The following is a 20,578-nucleotide window of genomic DNA, read 5'->3' on the forward strand; positions in this document are numbered from 1 at the left end:
CAGCCATGGGATTCCTCGACGCGATTCTCGGCCGCAAGAAGCCCGTACGGCCCGACCTCGACCGGCTCTTCTCGCTGCCGTCGGCGGCGATCACCCTTGAGGCGGCAGCCGGTTTCAAACCGACCGGAGTGGGCTCGGTCTGCTTCGCCGGAGTCGAGGGCGGCGCCTTCAACCGACTCCAGGAGGAGGTGCGCGGACTGCTCGGCGAGGCCGAGTTCACCCGCGACTCCTACGGCTACACCTGGGTCGTCTCCCGCCACGGGCCCGAGCAGTCGGGGGAGTTGGCCGCGCTGGTGAACGACCTGCACGCGGTCAACACCTTCCTCCAGGACGGCGGGTTCGGACCGCAGTTGCTCTGCTCGCTGATCACCTTCCGTGACGAGGAGCAGCGTTCGCTGGCGCTCGTCTACCTCTACAAGCGGGGCACGTTCTACCCCTTCGCGCCGTTGCCCGGGGAGAAGCGCGACAACGCGCTGGAGCTCCAGATGCGGTCCACGCTCGGTGACGATCTGCCGATGGAGGACGATCTGAGCCGCTGGTTCCCGGTCTGGGGCGCACCGGGCATGTAGCGCCGTGTAGTCCCCGGGCCGGTCCGTACCGCGGGCGGGCCGCGCGCCGCGTGCGTTGCGTGCGTGTGGTGGGCCCGGGGACGCGTCCGCGGTGCGCACAGGGTGGCGTGCACAGGGACGCGTCCGCGGTGCGTACGCACGGGCGGGTGCACCGAGTGCGGGCGCGTTACGCTCCAGAGGTGAAGGGGTGACGCAGATGGCACAGACCCGGTACGCGCCCGACCGAGGGCTGACCCGCCGCATGGTGTTCACGATGTTCCTCATCGGCCTGCTGTACGTGGCCTTCATGGGGGTGCTGATCGCGCTGCTGGGCAAGGCCTGGCCGCTGATCCTGCTGTTCACCGGCGGCATGTTCATCGCGCAGTTCTGGTTCAGCGACCGGATCGCGGCGTACAGCATGGGCGCCCGCGAGGTCACCCCCGAGCAGGCACCCGAGCTGCACGGCGCCATCGACCGCCTGTGCGCGCTCGCGGACATGCCGAAGCCGCGAGTGGCCATCGCCGACACCGACGTGCCGAACGCCTTCGCCACCGGTCGCAACCAGAAGAAGGCGCTGGTCTGCGCCACCACGGGACTGCTGCGCCGACTGGAGCCCGAGGAGCTCGACGGCGTGCTGGCGCACGAGCTCTCGCACGTCGCGCACCGCGACGTCGCGGTGATGACCTTCGCCTCGTTCCTCGGGGTGCTCGCCGGATCGCTCACACGGATGGCGTTGTGGAGCGGCATGATGCGCGGCGGCGGACGGAACAACAACACCGCGATCCTGGCGCTGATCATTCCGCTGGTCAGCGTGGTGGTGTACGTGATCAGCTTCCTGCTCACCCGGCTGCTCTCCCGCTACCGCGAGCTGTCCGCCGACCGCGGCGCCGCCCTGCTGACCGGCCGGCCCTCCGCGCTCGCCGCGGCGCTGACGAAGATCACCGGGCAGATGTCGCAGATTCCCACCCGGGACCTGCGCCAGGCCGAGCCGTTCAACGCGTTCTTCTTCGCACCCGCGATCTCCGGTCAGTCCTTCAGCAAGCTGCTCTCCTCGCACCCCACGCTGGAGCAGCGGCTGGACCAGCTCTCCCGCATCTCCCGGGAGCTGGGCCGCCCGTAGCCCGCACCTGCGGCGCGTGAGCGCGGGTGACCGGTCCGGCCGCTGACCGGGCCCGCCCGGGAAGCGGTGGCCGCGCGGGCGTCCACCACGGGGGCGCCCGCGGGTTCGAGCAGGCTCCACTGCATCGGTCCGGCATCGGTCCGCCGCTCCACCGGCGCCTGAGCCAGGCCGTCGGCGCCGCTCACCTCGTGCACACGACTCACCCCGCCCCGGCAGTGGAGACCACGTCGGTCACGCACATCTGCGGAGACGTGACGCTGGGTAGCTTCCCGGACATGCGCGGACGCCGACCGGCTCCGCTTCGAGGGGAGACGCCCATGACCGAACAGGCCACACCCATCGACGGCTCGCGTGCGCACTCCGCCCGCGTCTACGACTACTTCCTCGGCGGCCGGACGAACTTCGCCGCGGACCGGCACGCCGCCCACGCCCTGCTGGAGCACGCGCCGAACACCGCGACCAGTGCGCGGGCGAACCGGGCTTTCATGCACCGGGCGACGCGGCACCTGGCACGTGCCGGGATCGGCCAGTTCCTCGACCTGGGGTCGGGCATCCCCACATCGCCGAACCTGCACGAGATCGCGCAGCAGGTCCGCTCCGACGCGCGAGTGGTCTACGTCGACAACGACCCGATCGTGCTCGCCCATGCGGAGCCGCTGCTGACCGGCACCCCCGACGGGCGGACGTCGTACGCAGGAGCGGATGCGATCGCGGACCCCGGGCTGCTGGACCTGCCGGCGGTCGTCGATGTCCTGGACCTGGACCAGCCCGTGGCTCTGAGCCTGCTGGCTCTGCTGCACTTCGTGCCCGACCAACGTGCGCACGACACGGTACGCGCCCTCATCTCCCGTCTCGCACCAGGCAGTTGCCTGGTCGTGAGCCATCTGACGGCGGACCACGCGCCGGAGCTCGTGCACGACTCAGCGCGCCGCTACAGCAGCTCCATCACCGCGCTGGTCCCACGCGACCTGGCGGAGTTCGCCACCTTCTTCGACGGGCTGGAGATGGTCGACGCCGGGCCGCACGAAGTCCGGCCCGGCATCGCCTCGGCCGCACGGTGGCGGCCCGACGACGGCGACGTGCTGCCGCCGGACAGCCACCTCAACTCCTGGGTGGGGGTCGGCCGAATTCCCTGACCGTGGGAGGCGACACCGTTGCCGGAGCTCTGCGGAACGAGCCCCCGCGCCCGTGCCTCGCCACCCATCCCTGCCGTCGGTGGGCCGGGGCAGGGCGGGGACTTTTGACGAGGGGCCGTGGGCCCCGGGGACCGCCGCCGCACTTCCGGCGACCGTCTCCGCCCGCCGGACCACCGTGGGCAGGGGTTCGGACTGTGGGTCGAGAGCGCGTACGAGCCGGGGGCGGCCCGTGGAGCGGGCAAGGGCTTCGGGCGTGCAGTCGGGGGCAAGGCGTTGGGCAGAGGGCGGGGCCGGGCTGTGGAGGTGCCCCGGGTCAGCCCCGGTGTGCCGAGGTGCGGTACGGGTGGCTGCCGCCTTCGCGCCGCGCGGGTCCGGCGACCGTGCTGCCGGTGCCGGTGCCGGTGCCGGTGCCGGTGTCGCGACCGGAGACCTGGGGCGGGCGGGCGCTCGTGGTGACCGCCGAGGTGTCCGCCGGGACGAGCAGCAGAATCGCCGTGACGGTCGTCGCGCCCACCGGGGTCAGATCCGCGCCGAGTGCGGCGAGGGCGCGCTGCGCCGCCGTGTTGCCGGTGGTCGTACTGGCCACCACATGCCGGAAACCCAGCGAACGAGCCTCTTCCAGCAGCCCCAGCAGCACCTTGTGGGCCATGCCGCGACCGCGCACCGAACGTCCCAGCCACACTCCGAGCTCCACCGAGCCCGGCTCGTCCGGCAACCGTTCCAGACGGGCAGCTCCGACGACCGCGTGCTCGTGCAGGATCGCGAACGTCGCCTCCACCGGGTCCGGCGCCAGTGCACGCTCGCGGTGGAACCGCACGAACGCCTCGCGTCGCCGTCTCGTCCAGCCCGGCGGCCCTCCGACCGGAGGCATCACCTCACCGGGGTCCGCGTCTCGTACGGCTGCCTCCAGCAACTCCTGCAGCAGCTCCTCGTTCAGCTGTCGTAGCTCCACGTGCCCCCCTCTGTGAGTCTCTGCTCTGCCGTTGGTACGTATCGACGTCGGTGTGTGTGCGGGTGTGCGGTGCGCTGTGTCCGGTGGGCGCGGCTGGTCCGGGACGTCGCCGGGCAGGGCTGGATCAGCACCTGCCGGACGTGGGTCCGTGCGGCCCGCGGATCGACGCGGGAGCGCGGCGGTCCCCTTGGCGGCGCCGGCGTTCCGGCCGGACGCGGTCGGCGTGCGGGCGGGGCCGAGCGGCGTGAACAGTCGGCGGGGAGGCGGTCAGCCGTCCTCCTGCCGCGGTCGAGGGCCCGCGCCCGGTGGGTCGGGCACGGTGCCGTACGAGTGGTGTCTGTCGAAGCCGGTGCCGTGCTCGTGACTGTCGCGCTCGCAACTGTCGTGTTCGTGACTGCCGTGCTCGTGACTGTCGCGCTCGTACATGTGGTGTCCGTACGCGTGGCCGGTCGGCGCCTCGGGCCGGAACGGTCCGGTGTGCGGGCTCCGGCGGTCGGCTGGGTGCAGTGGGTGCCGGGTCCTCATCCACTGAACGTTCGGTGTGTGCTGTGCATTTCCTGTACCTCCCCGCGGCCGACCCGCCCTTGGAGTTGTTCCGCGGCGCTTCTACCCGGTTCGCGGCAACCCAGTCCAGCGGGTTGGAGCGTCTCGGCTGCTGCGGCCTCGCTGTGGACGCAGGGGGGCCCGGCACCGCACACCCCTGTGGGCGGCGGCCGGGACTCCGTGGCGCGGGGCGGGCGTCCGGGGCGCGGGGCGGACCGCGGCGGGCTGGGCGCCGGGGCTGCGGCGCCCGTCCCGGCGGGGTCGACCTGCACCGGCGGAGCCGGGGCACTCAGGGACGACCGCGACAGGGGGCGACCGCGCTCAGGGGTGAACGTGCTCAGGGGCGTACGCGGGCCGCCGAGGGGTCCTGCCGACTCCTCGTCCACTCCTCCCGGCTGATCGCGTACTCGACCTCACCGTGTTCGGAGCCCGGCAACGGGTGGGGCCACTCCTGGAAGAAGGTGCGCACATGGCGCATCCCAACCTTCTCCATCACGCGGCGCGAACGAGCGTTGACCGACATCGTCTCGGCGACGACCGTTTCGGCGCCCGAGGCGGTAAACGCCTTGTGCAGCAGGGCGGTTGAACCCTCGGAGGCGTAGCCGTGGCCCCAGGCGACCCGTCCGAACCGGTAGCCGAGCTCCAGAACGGACACATCCCCCTCGTTCACCGGCCGCAGCTCGAACCAGCCGACGAAGCGACCGCTCTGCGACTCCTCGACCGCGAAGTAGGCCGGACCGCCGAGGCAGGGATGGTGGCGCATCAGGTGCGGAAGGGTGCGCTCCTCGATCGTCTGCGGAGTCGCGGGCTCCGCATCATCGAGGTAGCGCATGACCTCGGGATCGGTGTGCAGCGCGAGCAGCTCCTCCGCGTCCCGGATCTCGAAGGGACGCAGCCGCAGGCGCTCGGTCGTCAGTCCGGCGCACGGCGGCGCGGTGACGGGCGGCGCGGCGACGGGCGGTGCGGCGACGGGCGGTGCGGTGAACTGCGGTGCGGTGAACGTCGAGGGTGCGGTGTGCGGTTGGTGCCGATCCATCTGCCGATGGTGGTACGCACGTCGGCAGAACGCGAGTGAATTGCGGACGGCTGCGGCATCGCCGGCCGAGCGCGACCCTCCGCGTTCCCGCCCAGACCGAGGGGAGGAACACGGGGACGCCTCGGCGCGCGGGAGCACCGGGCGGGGAGCCCCGGGAGGGGGCTGTCGGGCAGGCTGCCGGGCCGGCGACGGGTGTCTCAACCGGCGGGCGTTCCGTCGCGGTTGCTCCGGAACGCCCGCGACGGATTCGGTCAGGTGCGTCGTTCGATCCGCGGGGTGTTGTCGCCCAGGTGCCCGACGGACCAGTAGCCGCCCGTGGTGCCCGGGATGGCGGTCAGGGCGCTCTGGGTGACGCTGCTCCCGGTGCCGGCGTCCGGCCCGCGCTCGCTGACCCATGCGCCGCTGCCGGAACCGGCGGGCTCCCAACGCGCGTAGTGCGCGCTGGTCTGCTCCCAGAAGTCCCAACCGCAGAGCAGCTCGGGAACGCCCTGGCCGTCCGCGGTGATCGCGGCCAGCGCGCCCGGGCTGAAGGGCTTGTCCTGCGAGGACCAGTCCGTGCCGTCGTAACGGCTGAGCACGGGCGCGGGCGGTTTCCCGGGCGGCCCGCCGACGCCGTACGCCCAGCCGATCAACCAGACGTCGTCGGGCGCGGTGGGCACCAGCCCGGTGATGCCGGAACGTATGGATGGCGTGAAGCCGACCTGTGTCCAGCCGCCGTCCCAGCGCACGACCGCTTCGGCGCCGTACGCCCAGACACTTCCGTCCGACGCACGGCTGAGGCCGAGCAGGCTGGGGCTGACTCCGGCGGGGAGCGGGTCCGTCCACTGCCAGACGCTGCCGTTCCACCGCAGCAGGGCGGGTTCACTGCCCTCGCCGCGCGAACCGACCGCCCAAGCCTCTCCGCCCGCCACGGCCAGCACCGCGTTGAGCCCGGCGCCCGAGCGACCCTCGTCCGGGTACGGGGTGTGCTGCCAGGTGGTGCCGTCCCAGCCGAGCAACTGCCCGCCGCCGTCCGGGCCGTGGCTCACCGCCCAGGCGTTCTCGTCGCCGGCGGAACTGACCGAGCGGATACCGCCGTTGCGCCCCAAGTGGCCGGTGTCGGCCTCGGACCAGGAGGTGCCGTCCCAGACCAGCGCCAACGGAGCCGGCGGGGTGTCGCCCTCGCCCCTGAGCTGGGAGCCGACCGCCCAAGCACGGTTCGCGCTCTGCGCTGCCACCGACTCCAGACGGGCACTGCCCGCAGCCGGCGGCGCGTCAACCGCCGTCCAGCTGCCGGTGGTTGACGAGACGGTGGACGAACGCCCCCGTGCCTGCGCCGAGCCGGCCGCCATCGAGCCGAGCGCCATGGCGGCGACACCGGTGCCGGCAGCTCCCGCCACACCAGTGAGGAACTGACGTCTTCGCATGGTGGATCCCCCCTTGAACGCATACGGACCTGTACGCACTGAAGGTCTTACTCTGGCCGCGCTTCTGACCTCTGTCTACGCTTCGAAGTGAGCGTTCCGACGACTTCGGTGCCGGGGCACGCCGCCTCTCAGTCGCGCCCGGCCCGGTGCGACGAGCCGACTGTGCGCGCGTCAACTGCCGGGCTCTCTCCCTTCGTTCGCCGGCAGACCTGTGGCGGTCTCCGCCGGGCGTCTGCTGAGACGGTCGAGTGTGCGGGCCTGCACCTCGCGCTCGGCGGCAGCGGTGATGAAGGCCGACAGGCGTTCTTCGGCCCCTGCCTCCTCACCGCCGACCAGCTGCCGCACCGCGCTCACGGTCGCCTCCGGCAGCGAGACGGACACAGCAGGGGCAGCGGGCACAGCAGAGGCAGCGGGGCCGGTGGGCTCGGCTGATCCGGCTGTCCCGGCTGATCCGGTGGGGCCGGTGGGTCTGGAGGAGCCTGCTGGTGTGTCCGGCTCTCCCGGCAGCCCGGGCGTCGCACAACAATCCGGAGCCGTGGCCAGGACCGGCCCGACGTCAGAGGTCCCGTGCTGCGGTGCGGTCGGCCCTGAACCTGCCGCGGCAGCGGTCTCGGCTGTGCCGGCGCCGCCACGGCCGGCCTTGAGCGGTGACGAGTCCGAACGAGGGAAGGGCCGTGCCCCTGCCGTCGGCCGGGGCACCGACTCACCGGTGAGGGGGAGCACCGACAGGTGATGACGCAGTTGCTCGGAGGCCAACTGGCTCATCGCCCGGGCCAGTTCCGCTTCGACGGTCTGCTGAGCCAGCGGGCGAAGACGGCGTACCAGGTCGGCTGCTTCGGTGACTTCGTGATCCGACGGGGTGTGGTCGAGATACCGGGCGAACACGTGCGCGTTGGTGAGGTCCAGAAAGCGCCCGGCGATGTGCTCGATCTGCCCGCGCAGCTCGCGCAGATGCCCGGTGACCGCGCCCAACGGCACGCCCGCCGCGTGCAGTTCCGTCGCGACGGCCAGCTCCTGGGGACTGGGGACGTGGTAGACGCCGGTCTTCCCGGGCACCGGCATCAGCACCCCCAGCTCGACGGCCTCCGCCAACGCCTCGTCGTCCAGCTCTCCTTCTTCCGGCGCCTCCACCCGCCCTTCTTCCGGCGTCTCCTCGCCGGACACACCAACCGCCCCCGACCGCCAGCCCTGCGGCCCTCCGTGCTCGGGCTCCCGCTCACTCGGCTCCCCGACAGGCGCGGCCGGGCGGGACGTCTCCCGCCCGGCCGCGCCGAACCGCTCGGCGAGCTCGGCCCGGGTCACCACCGTCGGGGACTCGGTCGACCACGGCCCGTCCACTTCGGCCACCAGGCCCAGGACTCCGGCGAGCCCGACTCCCGAATCCCAAGCCCCCAGCAGCTCCTTGATGCTCGCCAGCGTGAACCCGCGCTCCAGCAGAGCGCTGATCCGGCGCAGCCGGGAGAGATGCGAGTCGTCGTAGACGTTCGCCCGGCCGCGCCGCTCCGGCTTCGGCAGCAGCCCGCGATCCTGGTAGGCGCGGATCGTGCGCACCGAGGTGCCACTGTGCTGGGCCAGACCCTCGATGCGGTACGGCGCACGGGAATCGGGGGACACGAGAACTCCTGGGCTAGGTCTGCTGTTTGGGTCTTTGGCGGATCGGAGGCGAGGTCAGGTGCTCGCGCCGGGCGTCGCGACGAGCCCGGCGGAAGACCCGAACGGCAGGACCCCGGCGAGACCACCGAGCGTCACCGGGCGAAGGACCAGCCCGACGGCGTACGGCACCCTCCCGGCCGCCGACTGTGCGTCACCGACCGCATGCCGCCGACTGTGGGTCGCCGGCTGCACGCGGCCGAATGTGGGTCGCATGCGGTGTGCACGGGGCAGTGCGCCGCAGAGCCGGCAGAAGCCGGGACGCTCCCCGGGCGGGACGCTCGCGGGGCGGGCAGTCCGCCCGGCCGCGACCTCTACGGCCGCGTCCACGGCACCCGGCCAACCACATGCGTCTCGCCCGGACGTACGCCCGGCCGCCCGTCCCCGCCCGGTGCGCCGAAGCCCGCCCGTCGCCCGGCCTCGCCCGGACTAGGCCGGCCGGCGGGTCTGCAGAAGGCTGCCGATCGGCCCGTGCGGCCGTCCGCAGGCGCGGAGTTGGGGCCGGTGGCGGTGGTTGGTGGTGGTTGGCGGTGGCGGTGGGCTGCCCGGCGATCAGACGGGCAGCTTCAGTCTGGCTATCGCCCGGAGGGCGCGCGGGGAGAGGCGGGCGACGATCCGGCCGGCCCGGGCCTCCGGGGTGACCGGCACCACCGCCTCGTCCCGCACCACGGCTCGAAGGATGGCGGCGGCCACCTTCTCCGGCGGGTACCCGCGGCGGGCGTACAGCTTGGCCGCCTTCTCCTGGCGCCGTCGCTCCTCGCCCCGGTCGGCGCCGGCGAAGGTACTGGTGCGGGTGATGTTGGTGTTCACCACGCCGGGGCAGATCGCCGAGACTCCGATCCCCTCACCGGCCAACTCCGCCCGCAGCGACTCGCTGAGCATCAGCACGGCTGCCTTGGAGGTGCCGTACGCGCCGAGTGCCCGGGAGGGCAGATAAGCGGCTGCCGAGGCGGTGTTGACGATGTGGCCGCCCTGCCCGCGCTCGACCATCTGACGGCCAAACAGCCGGCAGCCGTGGATGACTCCCCACAGATTGACGTCCAGCACCTTCCTCCACTGCTCCGTGCTGGTGTCCAGGATGCCGCCGCCGAGACCGACTCCCGCGTTGTTGACCAGGACGTCCACGACGCCGTACTCCGCAGCGACCCTGGCCGCGAGCTTCTCCATGGCCTGCTCGTCCGAGACGTCCACCACCTCGGACCACGCCTCGCTCGCACCCGCCTCGCGCGCCTTCTCGGCGGTGCCGGCCGCGCCCTGCTCGTCGAGGTCGACCGCGACGACCCGGGCGCCGGCGGCGCCGAAGGCGAGGGCGGTGGCCGCGCCGATGCCACTGGCCGCGCCGGTGACCAGCACCAGTCGGCCGGCGAACCGGTCGGCGTGCGGGCCGGCGGCGAGGATCTGCCGCTCCGACTTCCTGCCGCCCTCCCGGGCCGCGGCGAACTCCGCGATCCATCCGGCGAGTTGGTCGGGACGGGTGCGCGGCACCCAGTGCTTGGCCCGCAGCGTGCGGCGGGTGAGCTCGGGCGCCCACAGCTCCAGATCGTCGTAGAGCCGCGGCGAGAGAAAGGCGTCCTCGGTGGGCGTGATCAGCTGCACGGGGACGTGGGCGTACGCGTCCGCGCGCGGCCGGGCGAGACGGGAGCGCACATTGTCCCGGTAGAGCCAGGCGCCGTGCGCGGCATCGACGGGCAGCGATTTGGTGGGGTAGTCGTCGGTGGGCAGCTTCTCCATCCGCTCCAGCAGCCGGGGCCACCAGCGCTTGCCCAACGGACCCTTCCAGGCCAGCTCCGGCAGCGCCGGGGTGTGGAGGGCGTAGACGTACCAGGACTTGGCGGTCTGGCCGAGGAGCTGACCCGCGCGACGCGGAGTCGGCCGGGCGGCGCGCTTCTTGATCCAGTGCCCGAAGTGGTCGAGCGAGGGTCCGGAGATCGAGGTGAACGAGGCGATCCGGCCCTCGGTGCGGCGCACGGTGGCGAACTCCCAGCCCTGAACCGATCCCCAGTCGTGGCCGACCAGGTGCACCGGGCGGTCGGGACTCACGGCGTCCACGACGGTGAGGAAGTCGTCGGTGAGCTTCTCCAGGGTGAACCCGCCGCGCAGCGGCACGGGCGCGGTGGAGGAGCCGCTGCCGCGCACGTCGTAGAGGACCACGTGGAAGCGGTCGGCGAGGCGCGGAGCCACCTCGCTCCAGACCTCCTTGGAGTCCGGATAGCCGTGCACCAGCACCACCGTGGGCAGGGCGGGGTCGCCCAGCTCCAGCACCGCCAGCTCCACACCCTCCTCGGTGCGCAGCCGCCGACCGGTCGCACCTGCGAGACCGCTTCCCATGCGCTTCCCTCCTGCCCGCCGCACAGCACGCGTCGACGACGGCGCCACAACGCCGAACGGACGCGCACCGGTCACGAGTTCGCAACCTGACACTGATGAATGTGACAACGACTCGTGGCTGCGTCAAGGGTGCTCCGAAGCCTGTGGATACCGCTGGTAACGCACCCGTCGCGGCCCGACTGCCCCTCCCCGCAACCCGCCCGTCCACCCTCTCCGAACCGGCCGCCCGCAATCCGCAACCCGCAACCGCCGTCCGTCGCCCGCCGTACGCCGTCCGAGGCGTGCCGACGGAACGCGGCACGGCGCGGCGCCCGTACGCGGAGGGCGACCGGGCACGGCGCCGGCGCCCGGGGGTTGACCTGCGTGAACTCCTCTCCGCCGGAACGGAGTTCACGCCCGTGGCCGCCCGCCGCCTCCCCGTCACCACCTCCCAGTCACCGTCTGCCAGTCACCCCCACCGCTGCCGCTCTCTCGCGAAGCCCGCCGTCCCGCCGCCCACGCACCCGGTGGTCAACCTCCCCGCCCCGTCGCGACTTTCGTCGAGGGGGCCGCGACCAACGGGCGTCCCGGAGGGGGTAACCCCTACAACCTGAGGCGGACCCGCGGCGCGGAGAAAGCCGACGCAGGGGCGGACGTCAACGGCCGGGTACTGGCATAGCGTCGAACCCGTGACAGTGATCGCGACGGAAAGCCTCAGCAAGCGGTACCCACGGGTGACCGCACTGGATCGGCTGAACCTCGGCATCGAGCCGGGGGTCACCGGTCTGGTCGGAGCCAACGGGGCCGGCAAATCCACTCTGATCAAGATCCTGCTGGGGCTGGCGCCCGCCACGGAGGGCAGCGCCAGTGTCCTCGGCATGGACGTACGGGTCGACGGAGCCCGTATCCGCGAGCGGGTCGGCTACATGCCGGAGCACGACTGCCTGCCACCCGACGTGTCGGCGACGGAGTTCGTCGTGCACATGGCCCGGATGTCGGGTCTGCCGCCGACCGCGGCCCGCGAGCGCACCGCGGACACCCTGCGGCACGTCGGCCTCTACGAGGAGCGCTACCGTCCCATCGGCGGCTACTCGACCGGTATGAAGCAGCGGGTCAAGCTGGCCCAGGCGCTGGTGCACGACCCCGATCTGGTCTTTCTCGACGAGCCCACGAACGGACTCGACCCGGTCGGCCGAGACGACATGCTCGGGCTGATCCGGCGCGTCCACACGGACTTCGGCATCTCGGTGCTGGTGACCTCGCACCTGCTCGGCGAGTTGGAGCGCACCTGCGACCACGTCGTCATCATCGACGGCGGCAAGCTGCTGCGGTCCTCCTCGACCGCGGACTTCACCCAGGCCACCGCGACCCTGGCGGTGGAGGTGACCGACTGGGCCGAAACCCCCGCGGACGCCGAGCACGCCGAGCACGCCGAGCACGCCGCGGACCCCGCTCGCCCCGACGGCGCCACCGCGCTCCGCGAGGCGTTGACCGCGGCGGGCCTGCGGGTCGCCGCGCCCGGCTCCGGCGAGCAGACCCTGCCCGGAGCGGGCCATCTGGTGATGGTCGACGCCGCCGACGAGAGCACGTACGACGTCGTCCGCGACACGGTCGTCGAACTCGGCCTGGGGCTCGTACGGATGGAACAGCGGCGGCACCGCATCGCCGAGGTCTTCCAGGACGATCCGCAAGCCGCGGCGGACTCCGCCGCAACAGAGATCGCCACGGAGTCCGCCACGGGCTCCGCCCCAACAGAACCCGCCCCAACAGAACCCGCCCCAACAGAACCCGCCGCGTCCGGCTCCACCGCCGACCCGGCTGTCACGCCGACCGTCACCGGCCGGGACGACACGGAAGGAGGCGGCAGCCATGTCCGCTGACCCCACCCCCGGCGCGTCCGGCCGCCCCGCCGCAACAGGCCCCGCGACAGGTGCCGCCGCGCCGCCGCGCACCCCCGCGGCGTCCATCCACAACATCGGCTACCGCAAGTACGACGGCGAACGCCTCGGCCGCGGATACGCCAGGCGCTCGCTCTTCGTGCAGTCGCTGCGCGGCGCGTACGGGCTCGGCCGCTCGGCCAAGTCGAAGGTACTGCCGATGGTCCTCTTCGGCGTGGTGCTCGCACCCTCGTTGATCATGGTCGCGATCGCGGTGGCGACCGACGCCAAAGAACTGCCCGTGGAGTACACGGCCTACCCGTTGACCATGCTCCCGCTGATCGGGCTCTACGTCGCGGCGATGGCGCCGCAGTCGGTCTCCCGAGATCTGCGCTTCCGCACCACACCGCTCTACTTCTCCCGCCCGATCGAGCGAACCGACTACGTGATCGCCAAGTACTCGGCGATGTCGGTGGCGTTGCTGATCTTCGTGGGTACGCCGATGCTCGTGATGTACGTGGGCGGGCTGCTGGCCAAGCTGAGCTTCGTCGACCAGACCAAGGGCTTCGCGCTCGGTCTCGTGATGGCGCTGGTCTTCTCGGTGCTGCACGCCGGTATCGGTCTGCTGGTCGCCGCCATCACGCCCCGTCGCGGCTTCGGTGTCGCGGCGATCATCGGTGTGCTGACCATCCCCTACTTCGCCACCACCATCATGCAGTTCATCGTCTACGACGAGGGTTCGCGCGAGGCCGTCAGCTGGCTCGGCCTGGCGTCGCCGGGCACGCTGATGGACGGTTTCCAGTCGAAGTTCCTGGACGGCAGCACGGACTTCCCGGGCTCCATCGTGCCGTCGAACACGGCGGGCATCTGCTACCTGCTGGTGATCGCCGCGGTGATCGCGGGCTCGTACCTGCTGCTGAACGCCCGCTACCGGAAGGCCGGACTGTGAACCAGCGGCCCGACCCCCGCACCAGCGGCCCGCGTTGCCGCACGAGCCGTACGGCTTTCCGCACGCGTCGCCCGCGTTGCCGCACGAGCCGCACGAGCCGTACGAGCCGCACGAGCCGCACGCGTCACCCGGCAGCCAGGATGGAGACCCCGTGAGCACGATCGTCATCGAGCACGCTTCCCGCTGGTTCGGGAACGTCGTCGCAGTCAACGACGTCAGCGTCCGGATCGGCCCGGGTGTGACCGGGCTGCTGGGCCCCAACGGCGCCGGCAAGTCGACCCTCATCAACATGATGGGCGGCTTCCTCGCCCCTTCCGTCGGCACCGTCACCCTGGACGGCGAGCAGATCTGGCGAAACGAGTCCATCTACCGGCGGCTGGGCATCGTCCCCGAGCGGGAGGCGATGTACGACTTCCTCACCGGCCGCGAATTCGTCCTCGCCAACGCCGAGTTGCACGGGCTGGACGACCCCGGCGCGGCCAGCGCCCGTGCGCTGGGCACGGTGGAGATGGAGTACGCGGCCGACCGGCAGATCTCCACGTACAGCAAGGGCATGCGTCAGCGCGTCAAGATGGCGTCGGCGCTGGTGCACGAGCCCTCGGTGCTGCTGCTGGACGAGCCGTTCAACGGGATGGACCCGCGCCAGCGCATGCAACTCATGGAGCTGCTGCGGCAGATGGGCGCCGCCGGGCGGACCGTGCTGTTCTCCTCGCACATCCTGGAGGAGGTCGAGCAGCTCGCCGCCCACATCGAGGTGATCGTCGCCGGCCGGCACGCGGCCAGCGGCGACTTCCGGCGCATCCGCCGGCTGATGACGGACCGTCCGCACCGCTACCTCATCCGCTCCACCGACGACCGCGCGCTCGCCGCGGCGCTGATCGCCGACGACTCGACCGCCGGCATCGAACTCGACTGGAGCGAGAAGGCGTTGCGCGTCCAGGCCATCGACTTCGGCCGCTTCACCAGGGAACTCCCGCGGATCGCCCGCAGCCACGACATCCGGCTGCTCACGGTGTCCCCCTCGGACGAGTCCCTGGAGTCCGTCTTCTCCTACCTCGTCTCGGCCTGAGCGACGGACTGGTCCGTCCCGGCCTCACAAGGAGCCATGCCATGTACGACCCCACGGTCGCCCGGCTCACCTACCGGGCGCTGCTCGGCCGACGCCGTGCTCTCATCCTCATGGTGCTGCCCGCGCTGCTGCTGCTCATCGCGACGCTGGTGCGTGTCTTCGACGCGTCGACCGACGACGTCGCGACCCAGCTGCTGAGCGGGTTCGCCCTCGCCACGCTGGTGCCGCTGATCGGCGTGATCGCCGGTACGGGCGCCATCGGCCCGGAGATCGACGACGGGTCGATCGTCTATCTGCTGTCCAAACCGCTGAAGCGGTCGACCATCATCTGCACCAAGCTCTTCGTCGCGATCGGGGTGACGCTGCTCTTCTCCGCGCTGCCGGTGCTGCTGGCCGGATTCATCCTGGTCGGGGCCAGCCAGCAGATCGCCGTCGCCTTCGCGATCGCGGCCGTGGTCGCCTCGATCGCGTACTGCTCGCTGTTCCTGCTGCTCGGCACGGTCAGCCGGAACGCGGTCGTCATCGGCCTCGTGTACGCGCTGGTGTGGGAGGCGCTGTTCGGCTCGCTCGTGCCCGGCGCCCGTACGCTCAGCGTCCAGCAGTGGGCGCTCGCACTGGCCGAGAAGGTCACCGGCAGCGGGGTGGACGTCAGTTCCGCGGTGTCGCTGCCCACGGCCGCCGTGCTGCTCGTGGTGGTGACCGTCGGCGGCACCTGGTTCGCCGTCGACCGGCTGCGGGTGCTCAAGCTCGCCGGCGAGGAGTAGCCGTACGGGCGCGCACGGGCCCGGAGCGGAGGTTCCGGACGCCGTGGCGGGGCCCGTCGGGATCCGGAGTGCGGGAGGGGCGCGGCGAGTTGATCGCCGCGCCCCTCCCGCACTCTCGTGCCCCCCTTGCGCGTTCGGGTGCTCGCGGCGCGGGGCCGTGACGGGCGGGGGCGGAGCGGCGTTATGGCGGCGTCGATCCACCCAACCCAGCGAGGGGAAACCACTCGATGTCGTTGCAGCTCCGCGCGCCGCGCGCCGTCACCGGTGCCGTACTGGCAACCGCGCTCGCCGCGGCCGTCGCCGTACCGGCCACCGCCACCGCAGCACCCAAGGACTCCGGCTGGCAGAAGGACGGCCTGCGCCTGAACGCCCAGGAGAACAGGGCCGTCGACGCGTTCCTGGACCGTGCCCGGGACGCGGAGAAGGAGATCAGCGCCCAGGTGCGCACGGTCGCCTCCTGGAGCGACGCCGAACTCGTCGGCTTCGACAAGCGGTTGAAGACCGAGGACTCGCTCAAGCGCAAGATCGCCACCTGGCTGCGGGCCGACCCGGAGCAGAGCGTGCACGACGCGCTCGGCGACATCAACGACTCGATCCGGTACACCTTCCAGTGGCCCGAGGAGGCGTACACCGACGGCGCGGAGACCGCTGCCCGGATGCTCACCGACTACGGCCACGCCAACGTGCGGTGGAGCAACACCTGGAAGAACCGCACCAGTTACAAGGCCATCAACACCGCTTGGGCCGACGCCCGGACCAAGCACAAGTTCGAGATCCAGCTGCACACCCCCGCGAGCCGCCAGGCGGCCACCGACACCCACCCGCTCTACGAGGAGCAGCGGCTGCCGGACACCCCGCCGAAGCGGGTGGAGGAACTGGCCAGGCAGCAGGGCGAGATCTTCGCCGCGGTGCCGGTGCCCGAGGGCGCGACCGAACTGACCGCCCCCGCCGCACGCGTCCCCGCAGGCGGCTGACCCCGCCCCGCCGCGTCACGCCCCGCTGCGTCGCGCCCCGCTGCGTCACGCAGCGGCGGGCTCGCCGCCCCCGCGCCGCCCGTACTGCCGCCCCGCGGCCGGTACGGGCGGCGTCGCGCAAGGACCGGCGCACGCCCTGGGTACGGGCGCCGCCCACGGGCGCAGGCGCGTCCCGTTCTGGCCACTTGGCGTGCGGGCCGGGTGCGTCGAGTGCGCCGAGTGCGTACGCGCCACGGCCCGCGCACCCGGCCCGCGCGCCGCTGCCTCAGCCGCGGGGGCGGACGTCTTCGGTGCCCAGGTTCGGCAACGGCGGAACGTCGTCCTCGTACCAGGGGTCGATGGGGGCGCTGGAGAGCCGCCGCCCGAGGTCGTCCAGGATCCAGCCCTGCCGCTTGACGGTGCGCATCACCATGGCGTGGTCCGCCCGTTCGAAGGCGGGGCAGGCGACCGCGACGCGTTCCTCGAGGTCCAGCGCGGCGTCCAGGGAGTGCAGCCAGCAGCTGAGGAAGACGTTGGTGGAGCCGCTGGTGGTGGTCAACAGCCGTACCTGCGGCAGCCGTCCGAGCTGCTCACAGGCGCGCCGCCAGTCCGCCGAGGGGACGCTGCCCCACATCAGCGAGGTCACCGGCCAACCGGTGACGTGCTGCGCGACCTCGCAGCGGAACGACACGGCACCCTCGCGTTCGAGCCGGTGCAGGCGCCGCCGGGCGGCGGTCTCGTTGGTGCCGGTGAGCCGGGCGAGTTCGGCGATGTTGCGCCGGGCGTCCGGGGCCAGTGCGAGCAGCAGGGCGCGGTCGGCGTCGCTCAGACGGGGGACGGGCGCGGCACCCGTCTCTGCCGCGTGCCGCTGGAGGGTCTGCTGCTGCGCCCGGGAGAGGGCGTCCAGGCGCCAGGCGCTGCCCGCGGTCAGGATGCGGGTGGTGATCTGGGTCTCGACCCGCAGCACGCCGGGGATGCGGCTGACCTGGTCGAGCACGAAGCGGGAGAGGCCGGGGAGGTCGCGGGTCACGGTGTTGACGTGGATGTCCGGCCCGCTGGCGAGCTCCATCACCGATTTCGTCCGCGGGTCGCGGGCGAGGGAGAGCGCGACCTCGGAACGCAGCGCCGGCTCGCAGTTCACACTGATGAACGCGTTGCACAGGGAGCGCCAGAGCTCGGGCGAACCGGTGGCCGTGACCCAGGCGACGCCGGCGTCGGTGATACGGCTCCAGCGGCGCGCCACCGTCACCGGGCTCAGCTCCAGCACCGCGCCCACGGTCGACCAGGGCGCGCGGGGAGCGATCTGCAGGGCGTGGGCGAGCGCCAGGTCGGTTTCGTCCAGCTCGACCGGCGTTCTGACGGAATCCTTCATCCGATCTCGCCCCCTGACGGTTCCCAACGATTTGGCGGTTGTCCGATTGTGCTCGCCACGATGGAGCACCACACGACGACCTCGCAAGAGCGGTCCCCGAAACGGTTCTTCGAGGTGCCCGTCGGAGCAACCAGGAGCACGATCCGAGGCAGCGACTCGGCGGAGAGGAGGCGGTGCACCGTGCCTCAGCAGGATGCGCAGCAGCCGTGGGAGTGGAGCGAGACAACCTGGCGCGGCCACGTCGAGCAGGTGCGCGCCGGCCGCTCCCTCGCTCCCCGGAGCTGGCCCGGCGGCGCCCGGTGCGCGGTGGCGGTGTCGTTCGACTCCGACCACGAGACGCCCGCCCTGCGGGACGCCGACACCAGCCCCGCGAAGATGGCCCAGGGCGAGTACGGGGCCCGTGTCGCGGTGCCGCGCATTCTGCGGCTGCTGGAGCACCACCGGGTGCCGGCCAGTTTCTTCGTCCCCGCGGTCTGTGCGCTGCTGCGTCCCGAAGAGGCCCGTTCCTACGTCGCGGCGGGCCACGAGGTGGCGCTGCACGGCTGGATCCACGAACGCAACACCGCCCTGTCCGAGGACGAGGAGCGCACGCTCCAGCACCGCGCCGCGGAGGTGCTGGAGAGCGTCACCGGCACCGCCCCGGTCGGCATCCGCACGCCCTCCTGGGACTTCTCCGCCCACACGCTGGCGATCACCCGGGAAATGGGACTGCGCTACGACTCCTCGCTCATGGCGGACGACGAGCCGTACGAACTGCTGGAGCGCGGCGAACCCACGGGCGTCGTGGAGCTGCCGGTGGAGTGGATCCGCGACGACGCGCCGTACTTCATGATGGAACGCTTCGCCTCGTTGCGTCCGTACACGCCACCGCGCAGCGTGCTGGGTATCTGGCAGGACGAGTTCGACGCCGCGTACGAGCAGGGCGGGGTCTTTCAGCTGACCCTGCATCCGCACATCATCGGGCATCGATCCCGGCTGCTGGTGCTGGACGAGTTGCTGACGCACATCGCCGAACGCGGCAAGGTGTGGTTCACGACCCACCGCGAGCTGGCGGACCACTGCCGGAGCCAGGCCGTGCCCGCCCTCGGCACCCCCTGACCGCACGATCCCCCCTGGCCGCCGCCGGAGGAAGCCGGTCCACCGACCGCGTCCACCCGTCGGCCCGCAGCCCCACCCGTCGGCCCGCACCTCCGCCCGGGTCACCCCACCCGGCTCGCTCGGCTCACCCCGCCGACGACCCCGTCCGGCCGACCCCGCCGGGCTCCGGCCCCGACCGGCCCACCCGCCGCCGGTGCACCTTCTCGCCGATCCGCCCCGCCGGTGTGCCCCCGCCGGTCCGTCCCGTTCCGCGCGCCCGGCAGACGACCGTTTCCGCGCCGGCCCGGCGACCCCGGCCCCGCTTCCCGCCGCACCCCGCCGCACCGGACCCCGTACGCCCCGCTTCCCGCACCCCGGTCGGACCCTCGGGCGACGCCCGAGTCCACAGAACCCCGTCCCCGGACCCCTCCCGTCCCCTCAACTCCCCTCCCCGGAACCAGGAGCAGACTTCGTGAGCACCGAACTCTCCACCTCCCAGGCCCCACCCGGCGACAGCCACCGGCTCTCGCCGCGCCAGCGCAAGGCGATCATCGCCGGCACCATCGGCAACACGGTCGAATGGGTCGACTGGGCGCTGTACTCGATCTTCGCGGCCGTCATCGCGGACGTCTTCTTCCCGAAGTCCGAGGGCGCGGTCGGCCTGCTGGCCACCCTCGCCGTCTTCGCGGTCGGCTTTGTGATGCGTCCGGTGGGCGCGGCCGTGCTGGGCGCGTACGCCGACCGGGTCGGCCGCAAGAAGGGCCTCACGCTCACCATCGGCCTGATGGCCGGCTCGGGTTTCGTCATCGCGTTCACCCCGAGCTACGAGGCGATCGGCATCTTCGCGCCGCTGGTCCTGCTGCTGGCCAGGCTGGTGCAGGGCTTCTCGGCGGGCGGCGAGTTCGGCTCCTCCTCCGCCTTCCTGGTGGAGTCGGCGGCACGCGGACGTCGTGCCTTCGCGGGCTCCTGGCAGCAGGTCTCGGTGGCCGGCGGTGTCCTGATCGCCTCGCTGCTGGGCACCCTGAGCACCTCGCTGCTCAGCGAGGACGCACTGCACTCCTGGGGATGGCGGGCCGCCTTCGTCATCGGCGGTGTGCTCGGGCTGGTCGGCCTGTGGCTGCGGGTGTCGGTGGAGGACACCGAGTCCTTCCAGCAGACCCAGAGTGCCGGTCGGGCCCGCTCCAACCCGGTGAAGGCAATGTTCGTCGAGCACCCGGCCGCCGCGCTGCGCGTCGCCGGCATCACCATCGCCGGCACCCTGACGTACTACATCTGGGTCAACTACCTGCCCACGTACGCCAATCTGACCACCGGCATCCCGCTGGAGACCGCGCTGCTCTCACAGACCTTCTGTCTGGTCATCTTCGTGATCCTGCTGCCGTTCGTCGGGCTGCTCTCCGACCGGGTGGGCCGCAAACCGACCATGGCGGGCTTCGCCCTCGGCTTCGTGGTGCTGGCCTGGCCCATGCTGCACCTGCTCAACGACAGCTTTCTCTCGCTCTTCCTCGTGCAGCTCACCGGAATGCTGCTGATCCTCGGCTACTCCGCGAACTGCGCCGTGATCATGGCCGAACAGTTCCCGCCGGAGGTGCGGGCGACCGGTATCGCCCTGCCGTACGCGCTGGCGGTCGCGCTCTTCGGCGGTACGGCGCCGTACTTCACCACCTGGCTCAGCGACTCCGGCCACGCCGATCTGCTGTGGCTCTACGTCTCGGGCGCGGCCCTGGCGTCGCTGCTGGTCTACCTGACCATGCCGGAGACGAAGGACAAGGAGTTCTCCTGATGAGCGACCACCCGCAGCGAACTCCCGAAGCGCCCG

Annotated in this window: 16 protein-coding genes; 10 read left to right on the forward strand and 6 right to left on the reverse strand. The window is 72.2% G+C overall.

Features of this window, described 5'->3' with window-relative positions:
• Window positions 1-5 precede the first annotated feature (5 nt).
• The 3 genes from MTQ01_RS01290 to MTQ01_RS01300 all read left to right on the forward strand — a co-directional run bounded on the left by MTQ01_RS01290 (window position 6) and on the right by MTQ01_RS01300 (window position 2,804).
• Window positions 6-569: a hypothetical protein gene (locus MTQ01_RS01290; RefSeq protein WP_247486425.1), complete on the forward strand. Its 564-nt coding sequence runs from the start codon at window positions 6-8 to the stop codon at window positions 567-569.
• 196 nt (window positions 570-765) lie between these two features.
• Complete coding sequence (gene htpX, locus MTQ01_RS01295; RefSeq protein WP_247486426.1) at window positions 766-1,668, forward strand: zinc metalloprotease HtpX; 903 nt, start codon at window positions 766-768, stop codon at window positions 1,666-1,668.
• A 317-nt stretch (window positions 1,669-1,985) separates the two neighbouring features.
• On the forward strand, window positions 1,986-2,804 hold the full coding sequence (locus MTQ01_RS01300; RefSeq protein ID WP_247486427.1) for an SAM-dependent methyltransferase: 819 nt from the start codon (window positions 1,986-1,988) through the stop codon (window positions 2,802-2,804).
• Window positions 2,805-3,117: 313 nt separating this feature from the next.
• On the opposite strand, the gene MTQ01_RS01305 is transcribed toward MTQ01_RS01300, so the two are convergent.
• The 5 genes from MTQ01_RS01305 to MTQ01_RS01325 form a co-directional block, all read right to left on the reverse strand.
• Window positions 3,118-3,756 (reverse strand): GNAT family N-acetyltransferase, encoded by a 639-nt coding sequence (locus MTQ01_RS01305; protein WP_247486428.1) that lies wholly within the window; start codon window positions 3,754-3,756, stop codon window positions 3,118-3,120.
• Window positions 3,757-4,636: 880 nt separating this feature from the next.
• A complete protein-coding gene (locus MTQ01_RS01310) occupies window positions 4,637-5,335 on the reverse strand; it encodes a GNAT family N-acetyltransferase (RefSeq protein WP_247486429.1) in 699 nt (232 codons plus the stop codon).
• Between the two features lie 251 nt (window positions 5,336-5,586).
• Window positions 5,587-6,741, reverse strand: a complete 1,155-nt coding sequence (locus tag MTQ01_RS01315) for a hypothetical protein (RefSeq protein WP_247486430.1) — start codon at window positions 6,739-6,741, stop codon at window positions 5,587-5,589.
• A gap of 171 nt (window positions 6,742-6,912) precedes the next feature.
• The gene (locus MTQ01_RS25205) at window positions 6,913-8,355 is read right to left on the reverse strand and encodes a MerR family transcriptional regulator (protein WP_374207566.1); all 1,443 of its coding nucleotides are present in this window, start codon (window positions 8,353-8,355) and stop codon (window positions 6,913-6,915) included.
• Between the two features lie 588 nt (window positions 8,356-8,943).
• Window positions 8,944-10,719: an SDR family oxidoreductase gene (locus MTQ01_RS01325; RefSeq protein WP_247486431.1), complete on the reverse strand. Its 1,776-nt coding sequence runs from the start codon at window positions 10,717-10,719 to the stop codon at window positions 8,944-8,946.
• Between the two features lie 674 nt (window positions 10,720-11,393).
• Between MTQ01_RS01325 and MTQ01_RS01330 the strand changes: the two genes are divergently transcribed.
• From MTQ01_RS01330 to MTQ01_RS01350, 5 genes are all read left to right on the forward strand, one after another.
• On the forward strand, window positions 11,394-12,578 hold the full coding sequence (locus tag MTQ01_RS01330; protein WP_247487636.1) for an ABC transporter ATP-binding protein: 1,185 nt from the start codon (window positions 11,394-11,396) through the stop codon (window positions 12,576-12,578).
• Window positions 12,568-13,524 (forward strand): ABC transporter permease, encoded by a 957-nt coding sequence (locus tag MTQ01_RS01335; protein WP_247486432.1) that lies wholly within the window; start codon window positions 12,568-12,570, stop codon window positions 13,522-13,524. The genes MTQ01_RS01330 and MTQ01_RS01335 overlap by 11 nt, the downstream gene beginning before the upstream one ends.
• A 151-nt stretch (window positions 13,525-13,675) precedes the next feature.
• Window positions 13,676-14,593 carry an ABC transporter ATP-binding protein gene (locus MTQ01_RS01340; RefSeq protein ID WP_247486433.1) on the forward strand — a complete coding sequence of 306 codons (918 nt, stop codon included), beginning with the start codon at window positions 13,676-13,678 and terminating at the stop codon, window positions 14,591-14,593.
• A gap of 41 nt (window positions 14,594-14,634) precedes the next feature.
• Window positions 14,635-15,357 carry an ABC transporter permease gene (locus tag MTQ01_RS01345; protein ID WP_247486434.1) on the forward strand — a complete coding sequence of 241 codons (723 nt, stop codon included), beginning with the start codon at window positions 14,635-14,637 and terminating at the stop codon, window positions 15,355-15,357.
• 227 nt (window positions 15,358-15,584) lie between these two features.
• On the forward strand, window positions 15,585-16,331 hold the full coding sequence (locus MTQ01_RS01350; RefSeq protein ID WP_247486435.1) for an ATP nucleotide 3'-pyrophosphokinase: 747 nt from the start codon (window positions 15,585-15,587) through the stop codon (window positions 16,329-16,331).
• A 265-nt stretch (window positions 16,332-16,596) separates the two neighbouring features.
• On the opposite strand, the gene MTQ01_RS01355 is transcribed toward MTQ01_RS01350, so the two are convergent.
• On the reverse strand, window positions 16,597-17,682 hold the full coding sequence (locus MTQ01_RS01355; protein WP_247486436.1) for an Lrp/AsnC family transcriptional regulator: 1,086 nt from the start codon (window positions 17,680-17,682) through the stop codon (window positions 16,597-16,599).
• A gap of 180 nt (window positions 17,683-17,862) precedes the next feature.
• Between MTQ01_RS01355 and MTQ01_RS01360 the strand changes: the two genes are divergently transcribed.
• Window positions 17,863-18,780, forward strand: a complete 918-nt coding sequence (locus MTQ01_RS01360) for a polysaccharide deacetylase (RefSeq protein WP_247486437.1) — start codon at window positions 17,863-17,865, stop codon at window positions 18,778-18,780.
• A gap of 451 nt (window positions 18,781-19,231) precedes the next feature.
• Entirely contained in the window at window positions 19,232-20,542 is a 1,311-nt protein-coding gene (locus MTQ01_RS01365) for an MFS transporter (protein ID WP_247486438.1), read from the forward strand.
• Window positions 20,543-20,578: the final 36 nt, after the last annotated feature.

This window comes from Streptomyces sp. XM4193 (assembly GCF_023072595.1).
GTDB lineage: Bacteria > Actinomycetota > Actinomycetes > Streptomycetales > Streptomycetaceae > Streptomyces.